The sequence below is a fragment of the Paenibacillus motobuensis genome (assembly GCF_039521865.1).
In the GTDB taxonomy this organism is placed as follows: Bacteria; Bacillota; Bacilli; order Paenibacillales; family Paenibacillaceae; genus Fontibacillus; species Fontibacillus motobuensis.
The window spans coordinates 99,185-116,862 of sequence record NZ_BAAACX010000026.1 but is presented as its reverse complement, the minus strand read 5'-3'; the positions used below and the strand labels follow the sequence as shown (position 1 = coordinate 116,862).

Here is a 17,678-nt window from a genome sequence, read left to right as displayed (position 1 = left end):
CGCTAATGCTGCGAGGGTCTGCAAATTTTGCAAATAACAGAAAAGGTGCATGAACAGCTCAGGTGGATGCTGGAAGCGCCGGAGAAGGAGCCAGCGAGAGATGGATAACGAGCGAATGACAGACGTCGCCGTCCTAGGCGGCGGGTTGGGCGGATGCATGGCCGCATTGGCTGCAGCCAAAATGGGCGTGCGTGTGATCATGACAGAGGAGACGGATTGGCTCGGCGGTCAGCTGACAAGTCAGGCGGTTCCGCCGGACGAACATCAATGGATCGAGGAATTCGGCTGCACAGAGACGTACCGCGAGTTTCGAGACCGGGTGCGTGCGTATTATAGAGACAACTATCCGATGACGGAAGAAGCGAAGAATAATGAGCTGCTTAATCCCGGCAATGGCTGGGTAAGCCGCTTATGTCATGAGCCGAAGGTGGCGCTGCGTGTCATCGAGGATATGCTGGCCCCGTATGTGAACAGCGGCCGGATTACGGTAATGTATCATTTTCGACCGACTGCAGCCTCAGCGAACGGAGATCAGATAGAGAGTGTAACCGTTACACATATAAGTTCAGGTGAAGAAGTTGTACTAAGAGGAGCATACTTCCTCGATGCTACGGAATGTGGAGACGTACTGCCGTTGGCGGGGGTTGAATATGTAACAGGTGCGGAGTCCAGGCATGAGACAGGGGAGCCGCATGCGCTGGAAGAGGCGAATCCACTTGATATACAATCGATTACTCATGTGTTTGCCCTCGATTATATAGAGGGTGGCGATTTCACGATTGAGAAGCCTGAGCAATATGATTTCTGGCGCAAGTTCGTACCGAAGCATACGAATATTCCGCTGTTAAGCTGGTATGCGAACGATACGGATGACGCGGAGAAAATGAAGGAGTTCGCCCTATTTCCAGGCAGCACGGACGCTTCCGGGCGGGAGCTGCTGTCGCTGTGGACGTATCGTCGTGTCATCGACCCGGCTTTATTTGAGTCTGGACTATATGAAAGTGATATCACCTTGATCAATTGGCCGCAGAACGATTATTTTCTGGGTTCAATTATTGACGTTCCTGAAGCAGAACGGGAGGAACATCTGGAGAATGCTAGACAGTTAAGCCTCTCACTGATCTACTGGCTCCAGACCGAGACGCCTCGTCCGGACGGAGGCCGAGGGTATCCAGGCATACGGCTGCGTACGGATGTGCTGGGTACAGAGGACGGACTGGCGAAGTACCCGTATATTCGCGAGTCGCGCCGGATTCAAGCGATGTATACCATTACGGAGCAGGATGTTAGTAAGGAGATCCGCGGGGAACAAGGGATTCGCCGTTATGACGATAGCGTCGGTGTCGGCAGCTATCATCTGGATGTTCACCTGACGACCGTCACGAACCGGACGTTCTATATTCCGAACTATCCGTACGAGATTCCGCTTGGTGCGCTGCTGCCGATCCGGGTCAAGAATTTGCTTCCTGCTTGTAAAAATATCGGCACCACTCAAATCACGAACGGATGCTACCGCCTCCACCCGACAGAATGGAATATTGGGGAATCGGTCGGTTATTTAGCGGCCTATGCGCTGCAGAATCAAGTGACGCCGCATGAGGTACACGCCAATTCGGAGCATCTTCAGGCCTATCAAGCGCTGATTCAAAGGCAAGGGGTCCAGATCCATTGGCCGGATGATCTGGTCCTATAACATCGATAGAGCAGAATAAATCAGCAGACAGCCACTCTTTTGTTAAAAAGGGGTGGCTGTCTCTAATTCTATGCTAGAGGCTATTAAGAGCTGATGGATTCTTTACAACTGCAAGGAAAATAAGTCAGTAACGAAGAATAATAGAGTTAGTAGATTATGGGGGGAAGGCGCAAATGAAGCTCCGTCGTAAAATCTTGCTAGCTATTATTCTTCTTGTGTTTATCCCTGTAATCCTGATGGGATCGATTTCTTATTACAGCTTCTCTCACGCTATGGAGAAGAAATCGAGCAACTTCTATTGGGTATCTCTATTAGAGACCGACCGGAAGCTGAGGTTTGCACTTAGCGAACTTACGACGATCTCGAATTCGGCGATTACACAACCAGCGATTCAGAAGAAGCTGAAGCAGCCTGATTTTACAATTACGTATGAGCAGAAGCAGGATATTAACAACTTGATCAACCATCCGATGATTACTTCCTTCGGGCTCTATTCCAAGAATAAGCTGTTGTATCAGTACAATGAAGCTATGTCATTCGAGGAATTGAGCACACAGAGCTGGTTCGAGGCCATGAGACAGGCTGAGGGCCGGCCTATATGGGTTGGGCCAGGCGAGAATGGGTCTGCTGCTCCGGGCAATCGGGTTCTGATTCAGGCAAGGATCATTAAAGATTATTATTCGCTTGAGGATATCGGAGCTGTCGTTATCTATGTGAAGCCGGATCTGCTCGATCAAGTATTCTGGGATGCGGCGACATTGAAGCAGGGAGATATCCTGCTGGTGAACAAGCAGGGGAAGATCGTGTTCGACAAGTCGGGCAATCATATCGGGGAAGCGACGGAATTTCCGTTCCTGGCTGACGGCTATGACAATGAACGGGGCTATTACGTCGATAACTATCTTGGCGAGAAGTCGCTGATCACATATTTGCCTTCCTACAATAAGGATTGGTATTTGGCAGCCATTACACCCAGCCGTATGATTGCTTCGGAGTCCGTCTCGATCCGCAATATCGCAGTCATTCTGGTGTTAGTCTCACTGATCTCCGCCTTTCTGTTCGACCGTTTCTTCGTCCGCCGGCTGGTCGGCAGCATCATTAGCGCTGTGAACGGGATGAAGCGGGTTCAGCAAGGTATTTTCGTGCCGATTATAACCTCTGTCAAGGCGGATGATGAGCGTGATCTGCTTATCGATGGGTTCAACCGAATGAGCAAACAGATCGTTGAGCTGATTGAGCAGGTCCAGAAGGAGCAGGATCGCAAGAAAGAGGTTGAACTACAGGCTCTTGTGGCGCAGATCAATCCACATTTTATATATAATTCGCTGGAATCGATCAATTCGATGGCCGTGCTGGAGGGGAACCGGAATATCAGCAAAATGGTCGTGTCGCTCGGGAAACTGCTTCGCATAAGCATTAGCGAGAATCAGGAGATGATTCCGTTAGCGATGGAGATGGAGCATGTTCGTCATTACATGGACATCCAGAAGTTCCGATTCGAGGACAAGTTCTCCTATCAAATTGAAGTGCCGGAGGAATTGAAGTTCTATAAGACACAGAAGCTGATCGTTCAGCCTATCGTAGAGAATGCATTGTACCATGCGATAGAACCGATGGAGGGGAACGGAATGATCTCGATCACTGCCGGGGAGTATGGAGATGATATTGTCATTGATGTCAGAGATAATGGGCCCGGCTTCGATCAGAGTACTCTACTAAGTCTATGGAGTAAGGATTGGAGCACCCTTAAGAAATATCGGGAGAACGGCGTAGGGTTGAAAAATGTCCACGAGCGGCTTCATCTTCAATTCGGTGAATATTACGGCATTATGATTTGTTCCTCCCCTGGATTTGGGTCGATCATCCGAATCCGTATTCCAAAGATGGTGCCATAAGGGGGGGAGAGAAATGAAGTGGTTATTGAATTGGGGCTGGATTGTTCTGTATGCATTGGTACTGGGCGTGTCAGTATTAATCATTATCGCAAACGGAAGTGAACCGATTGAGGAGCCTCAGAGCGAGAAAATAACGTTGACCTTCCGCCATTTCTGGATCAAGGAGCATGACCGACAAATGCTGAATATTTTTGAAGATGTTGTGGAGTCCTATCAGGCATCTCATCCTAATGTAAAGATTAACTTCGAAGGTATGGACCAGACGGTACACCGCGAACAGAAGCTGAAGAGTGAAATGGTAACGGGGACGCCGCCAGATATGTTCGTATTGTTTGGCGGGGCCGAAATTGAGCCTTATGTTCGTTCCAACCGGCTGATGGATTTAACGGGATTCGTACAGGAGAATGGGCTCGGGAATGAGTTCCAGGATCTACAACTATGGACCTTCGACAATCATGTATATGGGTTGCCGATTGAAGGGAACGCAGAGCCGCTCTATTACAATAAGCTTGTCTTCGAGAAGCTCGGTATTAATCCACCAAGAACGTTGACTGAACTGGACTCGGCGATCAAGACCTTGAAGAATTATGGATATACGCCGTTTGCGCTGGGAAATGAAGAGAGATGGCCTGCGGCGATTTATGTCCATTATCTAATGGACCGGTATGCCGGATCGACGCTTATCCAGCAGCTGGCACAGGGAGAGCAAGACAAGAGCTTCAATAATATCGCTTATTTGCAAGCCTTCAGGCATTTCAAGAAGTGGGTTCGAGAAGGAGCCTTCACCTCGCCGGCCAATGATCTGTCGACCGAGGAGGCGATCGATTCCTTTACGAGCGGCCGAGCGGCGATGTATCTGAACGGAAACTGGGACATTAATTTATTTCATAGCAAAGAGGAAACGGAAGATTTCCAGAGTCAAGTGGGGGTTATCCCGTTTCCGTCTCTTCGCGCGGATCAACCGCGTTCGATGGCGGGTGGCTATACGATTGGCATCGGGCTCTCCTCTACTCTTGAAGGCAGCAAGCGGGAGGTGGCGCTGGAATTGCTTAAAATGTTCTATACCCAGGAAGTCCAGAGCAGAGTAGTATACGAGGGCCTGCGGATTCCTTCCATGAAAATCACTTTCGATTCCGAGCAGACAGGCCCGGTATTCGCGCAGGTTGTCAAACTGATGGAAGGCAGCAAACAAACCTTTGTACCTTATGATAATGCACTGTCGCCGGAGGTCAGCAAGACCTTCCTTAAAGTGATCGAAGGGATGATTCTGGATCAGACTTCTCCGAATGAAGCGTTGGAACAAATTCAACAAACCTCAGATCAGTATTGGAAGCAGCGAAAAAGTTTTTTACCGAATTAAAGGGCATGTTCAAAAAGTCCGACTTTCAGCACCGAGAAGGTTGGATGAAGCTAGGGTCTGAGGAGCGGAGCTACACGTTTTCGTAGAAAACGACCTCGGAAGCATTTACTTGTAGTTTGTACGTGAGTACCGGAAGACCCGGCTGAATTCAAGATTCGATGTCGAATAAACTTTCAATGCTACTTCGTGATCAAAGTGGACTTTTTGAACTACTTCTAAAAAAAATCTGGAGGTGTGTGGGATGGAACAGAGAGAGGGGAAGTACCGGGTTATTCTTGTTGACGATGAGCCGATTATTTTACGCAGCTTGAAGGTGGCGATTCCCTGGAATGAACTGGAGCTCGAAATTGTCGGAGAAGCGCGGAATGGAGAAGAGGCGCTGCGTCTCGTACGCGAGCTTGCTCCCCATATGATTATTAGTGATATACGGATGCCTGGCATAGACGGGATCACGCTGATGAAGAAAGTGTTGGCTGAGGACGCCAAGAGGTTATTTATTTTTATTAGCGGCTACGGAGAGTTTGAATATGCCCGGGAGGCTTTGCGGGAAGGGGCATTCGATTATCTGCTGAAGCCGATCGATCATGATGAACTGATTGAGATGATCCTTCGCGCCAAGAAAACCTTGGATAAGCAGATGGAAAATGACAAGCTGCTGCATTCGGTGCAGGTGCTATCGCTGTTAGCCCGTGAACGGATGTTTGCAGAGGTGATTGAGGGCAATCACAGTCAGAGCCCGCTGCAGCATATGCGCTGGCTGGAGAACAGCGAATTGGAAGAAGAGTATTTTATGGCGGTCGTGCAGCTGGATCATTATTTGAAGCTGAACAAAATATGGTCGCTAGAGGAACGAAGGTTATGGCTATTTGCCATCCGCAATATACTTAGTGAGTGGTCGCTGTCCCAGGGGGCGCTTACGGTATTTCCTTTTCATAGCGGAGAATGGGTTCTGCTCTTTCCGGGTTCGATGAAGGAAGAGAAGGAGCGGCTGGGAATCGATATTATTCAGCAGATCAAATGGAATACCAAATTGCCATGCTCCATTGGCTTCAGCCAGCCTGTTACCGGTATTGAGCGATTAAGCCAGGCATACCAGAGCGCGGCCAAAGCGCTGTACCAGCGCTTCTATAGTGATGAAGAAGGAGTATTTATCGATTCGCTTCAAGGAACTGGCGATGCGGGCGACCCGAAATATCCGAAGCATCTGGAATCATCCATGCTGGAATGCATTCGCACGCTGAACCATGATAAGCTTATGGAATTGCTAGATAAGACCCGGGCATATATTGAGGACGAGTCCTTCTCCAAAGAATTGGCCGAGCGGAGCATCGTCGAGTTGACCGTTGTGCTGTACAGGGAATTTGAACATATGAATCTAATTCCTGAATGGTCTCTGGAGGGTCTGCTGCAGGAGCTGCATTCTCTGGGCATACTTAGTGAGATGATTCAGTTATTGAAGATCAGCTTCGGGAAGTGGATTCGCGAAGGGGAACAGAATGAATCCAAAGAAAATGTTCACGTGATCATTACGAAGTCAAAGTCTTATATCGACAATAATTATCATAAGGACCTCAGTGTAGAAGAAGTATCCGAGATCGCCGGACTGAGCATCAGCCACTTCTGTATGCTGTTCAAGCAGGAGACAGGCTACACTTTCCTGGAGTACTTAACGAATTATCGAATTGAGAAGGCTCAATATATATTGAAGAATAGTCATGTTAAAGTCTATCAGGTTGCTCCGTTAGTCGGTTATCAGGACCCGCGTTATTTCACGCAGGTATTCAAGAAGGTAACGGGAAGGACGCCAACAGAGTATCGTGAAGAGAGCCTTAAGACAGGGAGCGGTAATAACGTATAATTGCGGCTTCTGTTCATGTGAAAAAAGGCCAGCCAGACAAATTCTGGGCTGGCCTTTTTTGGTCTTTGGAAAGTCCGCTCCGAGAATTAGGTGCGGTTCTTTCGCATGGAACGCATAATCAGGCTGACGATAAGGACAAGCACGATCGCCCCAATAAGGGCAGGTACGAAGTAGAAGCCGCCAAGGACGGGTCCCCAATTTCCTAACACGAAGCTGCCGAGCCAAGCCCCGATAAATCCGGCAATAATGTTGCCGATGACTCCACCGGGAACATCTTTACCAAGAATTAATCCGGCCAGCCAGCCAAGAACACCACCGATGATTAATGACCATAAAAACCCCATTCATGAACACCTCTGCTTTTTAATTGGTTTGCATTTACTATTTACCAAAGGAAGGTGTTTTAAACATATGTTCTAAAAAAGGTGCCAATTCATAAATTATATATTCAAAATTGGCTATTCCCGCTCCTATTCGGTCAAGGACAGGAAGATCGTTGGAGAAGGCGAAGGTACCGTGTATGTAACGACAAATGCATCGGGGCAGAAGTTCAATGAGAAGAAGCTGGATCAATTCTATCATGCGGTTCATTTTCAAAATTTCAAGCAGATGTACGCCGCCATAACGGTTACGAAAAGCTCGCTTACTTATGAGGCCTACGATATAGAGGGACAACGATTGGACAGGTTCGAGGTTAGACAGCGTAGATAAGAAGCAGATATGGATATTTTGACAATGATAATCATTATCGATTAATATGAATGTAATTATTAAAAAATATTTATATGATTCGGAGGTACTGCCATTGTTTATCATGACAAGAACGATGCTTATCGAAAAGGGAAACAGCGATAAAGTCATTGAACGGTTCAGCCAGCCTGGTCCGATGGATGAGATGGAAGGCTTGATCGATATTAGTGTGATGGTGAATAAGAAGAGCAAGGAACAGGAAGAAGTAGTTACAGTTATCCGTTGGGAATCGGAAGAAGCCTGGAAGAATTGGGAGAAGAGCCCCGCACATATCGAAGGTCACCGTCAGAAGAAAGGCCAGCAGCCTCCGTCCTATATCATTAGTACATCTGTGAATTTATATAATGCTGACGTGGTAAAGAAAGGCAAAGCATTTGCCGCCAATCAATAATAGAGGTTGTTCAAAAAGTCCGCTTTTGATCACGAAGTAGCACGGGTAGCTTATTCGACATCGGATCTTGAATTCAGCCGGGCCTTCCGGTGCTCACGTACCTACTACGTACGTTCCCCTCCTCAGACCCTAACTTCATCCAACCTTCTCGGTGCTGAAAACCGACCTTTTTGAACACGCACTACTACATGAATAATAAGGAGACAGTGCCGTGTCCGTGGTTAGGGGGCGCTGTTTTTTGTTGGAAGCGTTGGTAGGAATATGTTTCAGTAGCTCAACAGGTGCCGGCGACAAATTGTATGATAAAATCAGACTATCTTATATTCTAGCAAGGAGAACATTATGAAACTGGTATCTTGGAATGTGAACGGCCTTAGAGCATGCGTAAATAAAGGATTCTATGATTATTTTAAAGAAGTGGATGCAGATATTTTCTGCGTTCAGGAGACGAAGCTGCAGGAAGGGCAAATTGAACTGGAGCTGGGCGAAGAGTATGAACAGTATTGGAATTATGCGGAGAAAAAGGGGTACTCTGGCACCGCTATATTTACGAGAATTAAGCCGCTGTCGGTATGGTATGGTCTGGAGGAGAATGATGAGCCAGAGGGCCGAATGATTACATTGGAGTTCGATGCTTTCTATTTGGTGAACGTATATACTCCGAATGCCAAGCGCGATTTGACCCGGCTGGAATACCGTCTGGAATGGGAGGATCGCTTCCGCAGCTATTTACTAGAGTTGGATGGGCGGAAGCCCGTAATCGTATGTGGGGATATGAATGTGGCTCATCAGGAAATCGATTTGAAAAATCCGAAGTCGAATCTCGGCAATTCCGGCTTCACCCTAGAGGAGCGGGGCAAGATGACCGAACTGCTTGGCGCCGGGTTCGTGGACACGTTCCGTCATTTCTATCCTGACCGTGAACAGGTTTATAGCTGGTGGTCATACATGCCAAGGGTTCGGGAGCGGAATGTTGGATGGAGAATTGATTACTTCCTGGCCTCAGCCAGGATGACTCCATATTTGAAGGATGCTGACATCGACTGCCATGTGATGGGTAGCGATCACTGTCCGGTGAAGCTCTACTTAGAAATGAGCGAAGCTGAATCTGCTTAAAATACAAAATGGATGAAGTTTCCGTATTGAAAAAGATTCGAGACGTAAAAAAGGAGCCAACTGGCTCCTAGACATTTATAGTACTGGACTTACGGGCCCTTCATACGTAACGCTCCACCATTCACCCGCACCGTTTGTTATTGAAGTGACATAAGTCATGGGTATCCAACCAGCATACCCTCCTTGGTTGTAGTAAATCTGAGTTGGGAGAGAAGAAATAGTAGGATAATTTTGTTTGTTGAATGCGACTACCTGTCTTCCAATTTGTTGAATAGCTGCTGTAGCTTCTACACTAGGTGAATTGTGAATATTAATTGGTGCAGCTCCTACGACTGAAGTACCAGACAATAACAAGAAGCCGAGTATTGAACCTGCTATTAATTTTTTGAGACTCATACAATCAACACCTTTCATATTTTATAGAATACACCAACATTATACAATTAATAGAATTATATGTAAATGATAGAAATATATATATAAGTATTTTAGAGCTTCATCTAAAAGCTTGAATAGGATTGATATCAAAATAAAAGCCCGTCTAGACAAAAGGCCATAAACCGTTTGTTTGGACGGGCGTCTTATTTTATACATCTACTGGCTGTTCGCTTCTTGTACTTGCTTGCTTCGGGGTTCCCAGGCGACGACATGTTTGGTTCTGCTGATCTTCTCGTAGAAGAGCTGCGGCTCCTTGCGTATCATGTAGATGACAACATGAATAAAGAGGGCCACGTCGAGCGCGAATATAGACAGCGTAACTATCACTGAGATAAATGGATGCAGACCATTGGTCAATCTTGGAATGAACTGATGTATGCCGAAGATCAGCCAGTATAGGATTCCATAGCGTAAAACCAGCGACAGTAGCGATACTCTTTGCTTCGGCCCGGTTCGAGTCAGCTTGATGCGTACAATCCATTTGCCGAACGTATAGCCGCCTGTCAGGTAAGGAAGCAGCATGAAGTAAAAGCCTGTTGACAGGAAGAATGACAGAGACAGATTGAACGCCTGGTCGAGGATCACTTCAAAGATAGTCCATATCCAGAAGTCGATCATGTAGGCGATACCGCGCCTCAAATAAGTGACACGTTTGGCGGTTGGGTCTACATCGGCATCCAGATGTTCAACATTGGGCAGCAGACTTGAGGTCCAATCGGCAATTAGAACTCCAAAGATTCCTCCGAGTGTGTTCATCAGTAGATCGTCTACATCGAATACGCGGTAAGGATGCTGATAGATCCCATACAAGCCCGTCAACTGCGTAAGTTCAAAGAACAGGGACAGCAGGAATGTATACAAAATACAGCGCAACCATCCGAGACGGTAGTAATACCGGAGCATCATACCGAAGGGCACGGTTAGAAAAATATTGAACAGAACTTGAAGAAAAGCACGTTCTTTAAGCAAATGCAGGTAAGATGATGGCTTGCTAATGACGACCCCGGTCTCCTTTAGAATATCGTGAATGAAATTGAGCGGCATCCATTGTAGTCCCCCTGCAACCATGGGCAGATTGTTCCTGGATGCGGGCAAGGGCAGAATTACGAGAAAATAAGCATTCATTAAATACAGCAGGAACAAATAGAGAAGAAAAGATCTGAATTTATTGATATAGCCATATTTGCGATACTGTACAATCAAGAACGGCATCGTAAATAAGAATGCAGCGAAAGGAAAAGAGAAAAAAGCATATTTGATTGGAAATAAATAAGATTGTAGCATGTGATTGTCACCCTTAGTTATGTTTGGTCATTGCTCTTTGGTTATGATATTGGTTGGCCGTATTGATCACGAACTGCTTGAACAGGTTTGCCGCAGGGGATAGAAACTTCCCTTCCGCCCAAGCAATCCCGATCTCCCTATTACAGTCAGGATCTGCAATCGTTACCCAGACCAGTCCGTCCTCATCGATGCCCTCCGTCTTCGGAAGGATTGCGATCCCTAGTCCGGCGCATACCAGACCAGCAATCGTATGGATCTCTTCTCCCTCGAACAGAATCTTGGGCGAGATGCCTGCCTGGTGCAGCAGCTCATCCATAATGTGGCGGAGTCCATACCCTTCTTTATATGAAATCAGCATCTCATCCTTCAATTCCTTCAGAGCAACGGATTTTGCTCCAGCGAGCCGATGGTGAACCGGTACCGCGAGGAACAGCTCCTCCGTCCATAGTTTCGTCCAATGAATATTTGGTGGCGTCTCCTGCGGGGAGGACATGCATAGATCGATCTCTCCCGAATGGAGCTGATGAAGCAAATTAAGGTTGCTGTTCTGATGAAGCTGAAAGCGGACATTCGGATAACTCTCGCGAAATTTGCCAATCAGATCGGGAATCCAGCGGATTCCGAGCGTATGCAAGAAGCCCAGCGATATTTCACCTCGTTCGGGGTCAAGCAGCTGCTCAATTTCACGTCGCCCTGCCTGGTATTCCTCCATCATCCTCTCCACTCGAATAAGGAATAGTTCTCCATATCGATTCAGAACAATCGACCGGCCCTTCCGTTCGAATAAAGGAACGTTTAATTCAGATTCCAGTCTGGCAATAGATCTGCTTAGTGCTGGCTGTGTAATATTCATAGCCCTGGCTGCAGAAGTCATGTTCTGCATTCGTGCTACGGTCTGAAAATACTCCAGTTGCTGCCACTCCACAATTACTCTCCTCCTGCTTATTACATACACTATATAAGAGTGTTACTAATAATGCATTATACTATACTTTTGACCCGTCCTATACTTATATGTGGCCAATAAATATAGATAAGTATTGGATTGGAGAGAGAGAAATGAATACCATTGAATTAGGGAGTTCTGAGCATCGGAGAACTTCTCTTAGCATGCTGCTCGGCAGCATTGTTACATTTGCGGTGCTGTATAGTCCGCAGCCGTTAATCAGTTTATTTTCCAAGCAATATCATATTTCTCCGGCGACCGCGGGAGCCTCTGTGTCGCTAGCAACGATCGGCCTAGCAATCGGCCTCATCATTATCTCGACTATATCCGACCGTGTTGATCGCAAGCTGCTAATGAGTCTGTCGCTGCTCAGCACCTCGGTATTAGCCATATTGTCCGCATTCACGCATCAATTCTCGCTATTTCTTGTCATCCGTTTTCTGATAGGGATCAGTGTTTCCGGATTCCCTTCTATAGCAATGGCTTTCCTTAACGAAGAGTTCCACCCAAAAGCTATAGGACGAGTGATCGGAATTTATGTCGCAGGTACTTCAATCGGCGGCCTAGTTGGCCGGATTGTGATCGGGGCATTAACCGACCTGTTCAACTGGCAGATTGCCTTAACGATTCTTGGAGTACTCAGTCTGCTGTTCAGTCTCATCTTTTGGTACAGTTTGCCTTCGTCTCGTAATTTTACACCTGGGAAGACAAGCCTTCAGCAATGGGAGGCAAATTTGAAGCATAATTTCTCGCAGCGTAACTTGTTAGGCCTATTTCTTACGGCCTTCCTGCTTATGGGCGTCTATATTATGATCTTGAACTACATCGGTTATCCGCTCACTAGCAAGCCATATAATTTGAGTCAGACCGTGTTTGGCTTCTTGTTCGTTGTCAATTTGCTCGGCACCTGCAGCTCGGTATTGTTCGGCAAGCTGGCCGACCGTTATTCCAGGCAGCATGTCATCGCTCTAGCGATTGGCATTCTAATGATCGGTGTGCTCCTGACACTAAGCTCTATCCTGTTCTTGAAAATAGGGGGGGTAGCCATTGTCGCGTTCGGTTTCTTCGCTGGACATTCCGTTGCCAGTGGCTGGGTAGGTATTGCCGCAGGACGCGAGTATAAGGCCCAGGCTTCTACGCTATATCTATTATTCTACTACGGAGGATCAAGTCTAGTCGGCTGGTCTGGCGGTTTGTTCTTCCACCATTTCGGTTGGAACGGTATGATCACTTATGCCAGTGTACTGCTTGTCCTAGCGGTGCTCATCGCTTGGCTTGCTACTGGCTCTCGTCGTACACAATATGCGCATGGAAGCGGTATTCGTTAAAACTAAGCAATTGTCCCTTTCATTAGGAGTTCATCCCGCATTAATTATTACATCAGGGTTAATTCCAGAAGAGGGATGTTATAGATGAATCGACAAGTTATTATAAATGCAGATGATTTTGGCCTGTCCCCAGGTGTAAACCGTGGGATTATCGAGGCCTTCAAGGCGGGCGGGATCACTAGTACCTCCTTAATAGTGAACATGCCTGGTTTCGATGATGCGGTGCAATTGGCCCGTAGCTATCCAGATTTAAGCGTAGGTCTGCATTTCAACCTAACCTATGGTCGGCCGGTTTCTGATCCAGCCAGTGTCCCTTCGCTTGTGAAGGAAGACGGGGCATTCCATAGCGAAGCAATTGAACGGATTTGGGATTCGAGGGATGTATCCAGAGAGCTTAAAGCGCAGTGGGACCGCCTCGTCAAGACGGGCTTACGCCCGACGCATCTTGACTCTCATCATTTGCTGCATCAGCATCATCCCACGATTTACAAAGTTATGGCACAAAAAGCATATAATGAGGGCATTTCGCTCCGTAGATTACAGATCTCGCATTCGTTAAGCGATGCGCCGGTACCAAGGATGACGGATTACATTCTATTGGACTCCTATGCCGGAGATGAGGGAAGAAAACGTCTACGGCAGCATTTGTTATCTCTACAAGAGGGCGTAACGGAGATCGTCTGTCATCCAGGCTATGTAGACGATGTATTGCTCCAGTATTCTCGCTGGCTTGAAATCCGTGAGCAGGAGCTTGCTTTGTTCGCGAATCAGGAGGTCGCTAATACGCTGGCTGCTATCGGAGTATCGCCGATTAATTACAGGGCGTTGCAGCGGCGGAAGCCGTCCGTCCGTTCACGAGTTCACTATCGGTCAAGGGCTTCGAGGATGCGGAGATCACCCTCTTCCCCGCTTCATGCTGTTGTGCAGCTCCGATCCAGAGGGAAAAGGAAAAGAGCGAATAATGAGAAGAAAGTCCCACTCCGCTACAATAAGCAGGGTATCTAGCTCATATGGAAAGAAGGATAACCTCCTGATTCAGGGGGTTATTTTTTTTAGTTGTTGGGAATGCAGAACAATGAAAGAGCGGGGGGAAAATGCCTCGGAGAGAAATTTTCTTTATAATAGTAAATAGAAAGACGAGGGGACATTCAGGGGCAGAATGTTCGAGGTCAGGATGAGGTGGGGTAAATATGACAATCAATCGGAAGCGAATTGTAGAGCATATGCATGCGCAGATTCATGAGAATGAGCATATTATCGGTGTAGCTGCAGGAGCGGGAATCTCGGCGAAATATGCGGTGAAAGGCGGAGCTGATTTGATTCTGGCGTTGAATTCAGGGCGCTTCAGACAGATGGGGTTAGGTTCTATCGCTGGACTGATGCCGTTCGCCAATTCCAATGAGATGGTGATGGAATTTGGATCGCGAGAGATCTTGTCTGTTGTAAGGGACAAGCCCGTAGTATTCGGCTTATGCGCAAGCGATCCGACCATCGACCTGCCTTCTTACATTGAGACGATTCGCGGCAGCGGCTTTGCTGGGATTATCAATTACCCCACCCTTGGCTTGATTGATGGACAATTTCGTGAGGCGCTTGAGGAAGAAGGAATCTCCTATCTCCAGGAAGTCGAGGCGATTCGTATTGCCCATGAGCAGGATATGTTCACGATGGCCTTCGTATTTAATGCTGAACAAGCGGCGTTCATGCTTGATGCCGGAGCGGACGTGATCTGTGCTCATCTGGGCGTGACTGCTGGAGGCTTAATGGGAACGAAGAAGGTCCTGTCGCTGGAGACCAGCGCGGAGCTTGCCAGACAGATATTTGCCGTAAGCGATGCCTCGGGACGAAGCCCGATCAAGCTCATATATGGAGGACCAGTACATACACCAATTGATGTGCAGTATATGTATGATAATACATCGGCGATGGGTTATGTCGGAGGCTCAAGCTTTGAGCGGATTCCGACAGAGGAGGCTATTGTAGATACGACGTATCGCTTCAAAGTGACGGGGGAGCTGGAACAGGATCAGCGGCTAATGGGTAAGCTTACACTTTTCAATGAGCCGTATGACTATGTCGCCATTGTAAAAGAGCATATCGCCCAAAACTATATGAACAACATTTCGCTAACGGATCTTGCGGATCAGATTCATGTATCACGGACGCATCTTAGCGCGCTTTTTAATAAAGAGGTAGGGTGTACCTTTCCGGAATATCTGGCCAAGTATCGTATCCATAAAGCTCAGGATATAATAAGGCATACCAAGCTGTCTCTAACGAGTATCGCCGAACTGGTGGGGTATCCGGATTATGTTCACTTTAGCAAGACCTTTAAGAAATATACCGGCATGACGCCGCAAACCTTCCGCAAACAAGCATCAGACAAATATACATGAACATCATACAAGCGTACGATTACTTTCCTTTGAAAGCGCTGTATTATAGAGCCATAGAGGTTCAAGGCGATCGCCTGCAGTTCAATTTCGCTGGAACCTGAATCAAGATTGAAGGAGGGCATACGGTGAAGACGATAGCTATTGCGGGGACATTTGATTCCAAAGGCAAAGAGTTTTTGTATGTGAAATCGGTGATTGAGGGTCTAGGGTTGAAGGCCTACACGATTCACTGTGGCGTGTTTGCACCGTTATTTACCCCGGATGTCTCTAATAGAGACGTGGCGGCAGCAGCGGGCATGAACATTGATGAAATTGCCGGGAAGAAGGACCGTTCCATCGGCACGGAGGCGTTAGCTAAGGGAATGGAACAGTTGATCCCGAAGCTCTACGCAGAAGGCAAATTTGACGGTATTCTGTCCTTCGGCGGAACCGGCGGGACATCGATTGCAACGGCAGGCATGAGAGCATTGCCGATCGGTGTGCCGAAGCTAATGGTATCGACCGTCGCATCAGGTAATACGGCCCCTTACGTGGGGACGAGCGATATTATGATGTTCCCGTCAATCGTGGATGTGGCAGGACTGAATTCCTTCTCTACAAAAATATTTACGAATGCCGTGCATGCGATCGCTGGCATGGTCCAGTTCGAATCGGCTCCGCCGCAGGATAAGAAGCCGTTGATTGCAGCGACGATGTTCGGAGTTACGACACCATGTGTGGATTATGCGCGTGAGTATTTAGAGGAACAGGGCTATGAGGTGCTTGTTTTCCATGCTACCGGAACCGGCGGACAAACGATGGAGAGCCTGATTGAGGGCGGATTTATCGATGGAGTTCTGGATCTCACAACGACCGAATGGTGCGATGAACTGGTCGGCGGAGTGTTAGCGGCAGGCCCGCATCGGCTGGAGGCAGCGGGGCGCTGTAAGGTGCCGCAGGTCGTGTCAACCGGAGCGCTCGATATGGTGAATTTTGGACCGTATGATACGGTGCCGGAGCAGTTCAAGGGTCGCAACCTGTACAAGCATAATCCATCGGTTACCTTGATGCGGACGACGGTGGAGGAGAATCGTCAGTTGGGTGAGATTATTGCCGATAAGCTGAACATGAGCGAAGGACCAACCGCACTGATGATTCCGCTCAAAGGGGTCTCGATGCTTGATGCCGAGGGTGGTCCGTTCAGCGGAGCAGCCGAGGACGAAATGCTGTTCAATATGCTGCGGCAGCATATCGATCGCAGTAAGGTTGAATTCATTGAACTAGACGCGAATATCAACGATCAGGTATTTGCAGTGGCCGCTGCTAAGAAGCTAGTGGAATTGATGGATCAGGGCTCATGAAGCAATTCATATAACCAGGGAGGAAATACAGATGAAGACAAGAGCAGAGGTATTGGCGAAACTAAAAGCAGAGGTAGCCGCAGGCAATGTGCTGTTGGGTGCTGGTGCAGGAACCGGAATTTCTGCAAAAAGTGCGGAAGCAGGCGGTGTTGACCTGATTATCATATATAATTCAGGCCGCTACCGGATGGCAGGACGCGGATCGTTGGCTGGTTTGATGGCCTATGGCGATGCGAACCAGATCGTTGTAGACATGGGCAATGAAGTACTTCCGGTCGTGAAGGATACGCCGGTTCTGGCCGGGGTGTGCGGCACAGATCCATTCCGGATTATGGACATCTTCCTGAAGCAGCTGAAGGATCAAGGCTTCGCTGGAGTGCAGAACTTCCCGACGGTAGGTCTGATCGACGGTGTGTTCCGCGCCAACCTGGAAGAGACGGGTATGGGTTACGATCTGGAAGTGGAAATGATACGTAAAGCCCATGAGCTGGATCTGCTAACGACCCCGTACGTATTCGACCCAGAACAGGCGAAGAAGATGGCCGAGGCTGGAGCAGATGTTCTGGTTGCTCATATGGGATTGACGACGAAGGGAACGATTGGTGCGAAGACGGCCTTAACGCTGGATGATTGTGTTGATAAAATTCAAGCGATCTGTGATGCAGGTAAGGCGGTGAACCCGGATATTATGGTGCTTTGTCACGGTGGTCCGATTGCTGAGCCAGGGGATGCGGAATATGTACTGGCTAGAACGAAAAATGTGGAGGGCTTCTTCGGGGCATCCAGCATCGAGCGCTTTGCGACTGAAGTAGGTATCAAGCAGCAGACCGAAGCGTTCAAAGGAATCTTGAAATAAGGACAAGTGCATAAAAGGGTGTCTATT

At 47.8% G+C, this 17,678-nt stretch carries 16 protein-coding genes; 12 read left to right on the top strand and 4 right to left on the bottom strand.

The genetic code is table 11. From position 1 onward, the window contains the following. Positions 1 to 100: 100 nt before the first annotated feature. The 4 genes from ABD014_RS23065 (at position 101) to ABD014_RS23050 (ending at position 6,806) form a co-directional block, all read left to right on the top strand. The gene (locus ABD014_RS23065) at positions 101 to 1,693 is read left to right on the top strand and encodes an FAD-dependent oxidoreductase (protein ID WP_343865298.1); all 1,593 of its coding nucleotides are present in this window, start codon (positions 101 to 103) and stop codon (positions 1,691 to 1,693) included. Between the two features lie 173 nt (positions 1,694 to 1,866). Continuing rightward, positions 1,867 to 3,588 (top strand): sensor histidine kinase, encoded by a 1,722-nt coding sequence (locus ABD014_RS23060; RefSeq protein WP_343865296.1) that lies wholly within the window; start codon positions 1,867 to 1,869, stop codon positions 3,586 to 3,588. Positions 3,589 to 3,601: 13 nt separating this feature from the next. Beyond that, a complete protein-coding gene (locus ABD014_RS23055; protein WP_343865294.1) occupies positions 3,602 to 4,948 on the top strand; it encodes an ABC transporter substrate-binding protein in 1,347 nt (448 codons plus the stop codon). Between the two features lie 241 nt (positions 4,949 to 5,189). Next, positions 5,190 to 6,806 (top strand): response regulator, encoded by a 1,617-nt coding sequence (locus ABD014_RS23050; RefSeq protein WP_343865292.1) that lies wholly within the window; start codon positions 5,190 to 5,192, stop codon positions 6,804 to 6,806. Between the two features lie 86 nt (positions 6,807 to 6,892). Here ABD014_RS23050 and ABD014_RS23045 read toward each other — a convergent pair whose 3' ends face one another. Continuing rightward, positions 6,893 to 7,150, bottom strand: a complete 258-nt coding sequence (locus ABD014_RS23045; RefSeq protein WP_343865290.1) for a GlsB/YeaQ/YmgE family stress response membrane protein — start codon at positions 7,148 to 7,150, stop codon at positions 6,893 to 6,895. 172 nt (positions 7,151 to 7,322) lie between these two features. Between ABD014_RS23045 and ABD014_RS23040 the strand changes: the two genes are divergently transcribed. The 3 genes from ABD014_RS23040 (at position 7,323) to ABD014_RS23030 (ending at position 9,063) form a co-directional block, all read left to right on the top strand. Then, a complete protein-coding gene (locus ABD014_RS23040) occupies positions 7,323 to 7,517 on the top strand; it encodes a hypothetical protein (RefSeq protein ID WP_343865288.1) in 195 nt (64 codons plus the stop codon). Positions 7,518 to 7,611: 94 nt separating this feature from the next. After that, positions 7,612 to 7,947, top strand: coding sequence for an antibiotic biosynthesis monooxygenase (locus tag ABD014_RS23035; RefSeq protein WP_343865286.1), 336 nt, complete (start codon positions 7,612 to 7,614; stop codon positions 7,945 to 7,947). 342 nt (positions 7,948 to 8,289) lie between these two features. Next, positions 8,290 to 9,063 carry an exodeoxyribonuclease III gene (locus ABD014_RS23030; RefSeq protein ID WP_343865284.1) on the top strand — a complete coding sequence of 258 codons (774 nt, stop codon included), beginning with the start codon at positions 8,290 to 8,292 and terminating at the stop codon, positions 9,061 to 9,063. A gap of 75 nt (positions 9,064 to 9,138) precedes the next feature. On the opposite strand, the gene ABD014_RS23025 is transcribed toward ABD014_RS23030, so the two are convergent. The 3 genes from ABD014_RS23025 to ABD014_RS23015 all read right to left on the bottom strand — a co-directional run bounded on the left by ABD014_RS23025 (position 9,139) and on the right by ABD014_RS23015 (position 11,710). Continuing rightward, the gene (locus ABD014_RS23025) at positions 9,139 to 9,459 is read right to left on the bottom strand and encodes a PAS sensor protein (protein ID WP_343865282.1); all 321 of its coding nucleotides are present in this window, start codon (positions 9,457 to 9,459) and stop codon (positions 9,139 to 9,141) included. Positions 9,460 to 9,657: 198 nt separating this feature from the next. After that, a complete protein-coding gene (locus ABD014_RS23020) occupies positions 9,658 to 10,785 on the bottom strand; it encodes a VanZ family protein (protein WP_343865280.1) in 1,128 nt (375 codons plus the stop codon). Positions 10,786 to 10,798: 13 nt separating this feature from the next. Then, positions 10,799 to 11,710 carry a LysR family transcriptional regulator gene (locus tag ABD014_RS23015; protein WP_343865278.1) on the bottom strand — a complete coding sequence of 304 codons (912 nt, stop codon included), beginning with the start codon at positions 11,708 to 11,710 and terminating at the stop codon, positions 10,799 to 10,801. Positions 11,711 to 11,844: 134 nt separating this feature from the next. Here ABD014_RS23015 and ABD014_RS23010 point away from each other — a divergent pair, with 134 nt between their 5' ends. From ABD014_RS23010 to ABD014_RS22990, 5 genes are all read left to right on the top strand, one after another. Beyond that, positions 11,845 to 13,059: an MFS transporter gene (locus tag ABD014_RS23010; RefSeq protein ID WP_343865276.1), complete on the top strand. Its 1,215-nt coding sequence runs from the start codon at positions 11,845 to 11,847 to the stop codon at positions 13,057 to 13,059. A gap of 84 nt (positions 13,060 to 13,143) precedes the next feature. Next, the gene (locus ABD014_RS23005; protein ID WP_343865273.1) at positions 13,144 to 14,064 is read left to right on the top strand and encodes a carbohydrate deacetylase; all 921 of its coding nucleotides are present in this window, start codon (positions 13,144 to 13,146) and stop codon (positions 14,062 to 14,064) included. A 185-nt stretch (positions 14,065 to 14,249) separates the two neighbouring features. Next, the gene (locus ABD014_RS23000) at positions 14,250 to 15,455 is read left to right on the top strand and encodes a phosphoenolpyruvate hydrolase family protein (RefSeq protein ID WP_343865271.1); all 1,206 of its coding nucleotides are present in this window, start codon (positions 14,250 to 14,252) and stop codon (positions 15,453 to 15,455) included. A 125-nt stretch (positions 15,456 to 15,580) separates the two neighbouring features. After that, the gene (locus ABD014_RS22995) at positions 15,581 to 16,795 is read left to right on the top strand and encodes a Tm-1-like ATP-binding domain-containing protein (RefSeq protein WP_343865269.1); all 1,215 of its coding nucleotides are present in this window, start codon (positions 15,581 to 15,583) and stop codon (positions 16,793 to 16,795) included. 31 nt (positions 16,796 to 16,826) lie between these two features. After that, positions 16,827 to 17,651 carry a phosphoenolpyruvate hydrolase family protein gene (locus ABD014_RS22990; protein ID WP_343865267.1) on the top strand — a complete coding sequence of 275 codons (825 nt, stop codon included), beginning with the start codon at positions 16,827 to 16,829 and terminating at the stop codon, positions 17,649 to 17,651. Positions 17,652 to 17,678 lie beyond the last annotated feature (27 nt).

Coding starts and splice junctions, on each gene's coding strand:
- ABD014_RS23065 (WP_343865298.1), top strand. CDS start 101: ATGGATAACGAGCGAATGACAGACGTCGCCGTCCTAGGCGGCGGGTTG.
- ABD014_RS23060 (WP_343865296.1), top strand. CDS start 1,867: ATGAAGCTCCGTCGTAAAATCTTGCTAGCTATTATTCTTCTTGTGTTT.
- ABD014_RS23055 (WP_343865294.1), top strand. CDS start 3,602: ATGAAGTGGTTATTGAATTGGGGCTGGATTGTTCTGTATGCATTGGTA.
- ABD014_RS23050 (WP_343865292.1), top strand. CDS start 5,190: ATGGAACAGAGAGAGGGGAAGTACCGGGTTATTCTTGTTGACGATGAG.
- ABD014_RS23045 (WP_343865290.1), bottom strand. CDS start 7,150: ATGGGGTTTTTATGGTCATTAATCATCGGTGGTGTTCTTGGCTGGCTG.
- ABD014_RS23030 (WP_343865284.1), top strand. CDS start 8,290: ATGAAACTGGTATCTTGGAATGTGAACGGCCTTAGAGCATGCGTAAAT.
- ABD014_RS23025 (WP_343865282.1), bottom strand. CDS start 9,459: ATGAGTCTCAAAAAATTAATAGCAGGTTCAATACTCGGCTTCTTGTTA.
- ABD014_RS23020 (WP_343865280.1), bottom strand. CDS start 10,785: ATGCTACAATCTTATTTATTTCCAATCAAATATGCTTTTTTCTCTTTT.
- ABD014_RS23010 (WP_343865276.1), top strand. CDS start 11,845: ATGAATACCATTGAATTAGGGAGTTCTGAGCATCGGAGAACTTCTCTT.
- ABD014_RS23005 (WP_343865273.1), top strand. CDS start 13,144: ATGAATCGACAAGTTATTATAAATGCAGATGATTTTGGCCTGTCCCCA.
- ABD014_RS23000 (WP_343865271.1), top strand. CDS start 14,250: ATGACAATCAATCGGAAGCGAATTGTAGAGCATATGCATGCGCAGATT.
- ABD014_RS22990 (WP_343865267.1), top strand. CDS start 16,827: ATGAAGACAAGAGCAGAGGTATTGGCGAAACTAAAAGCAGAGGTAGCC.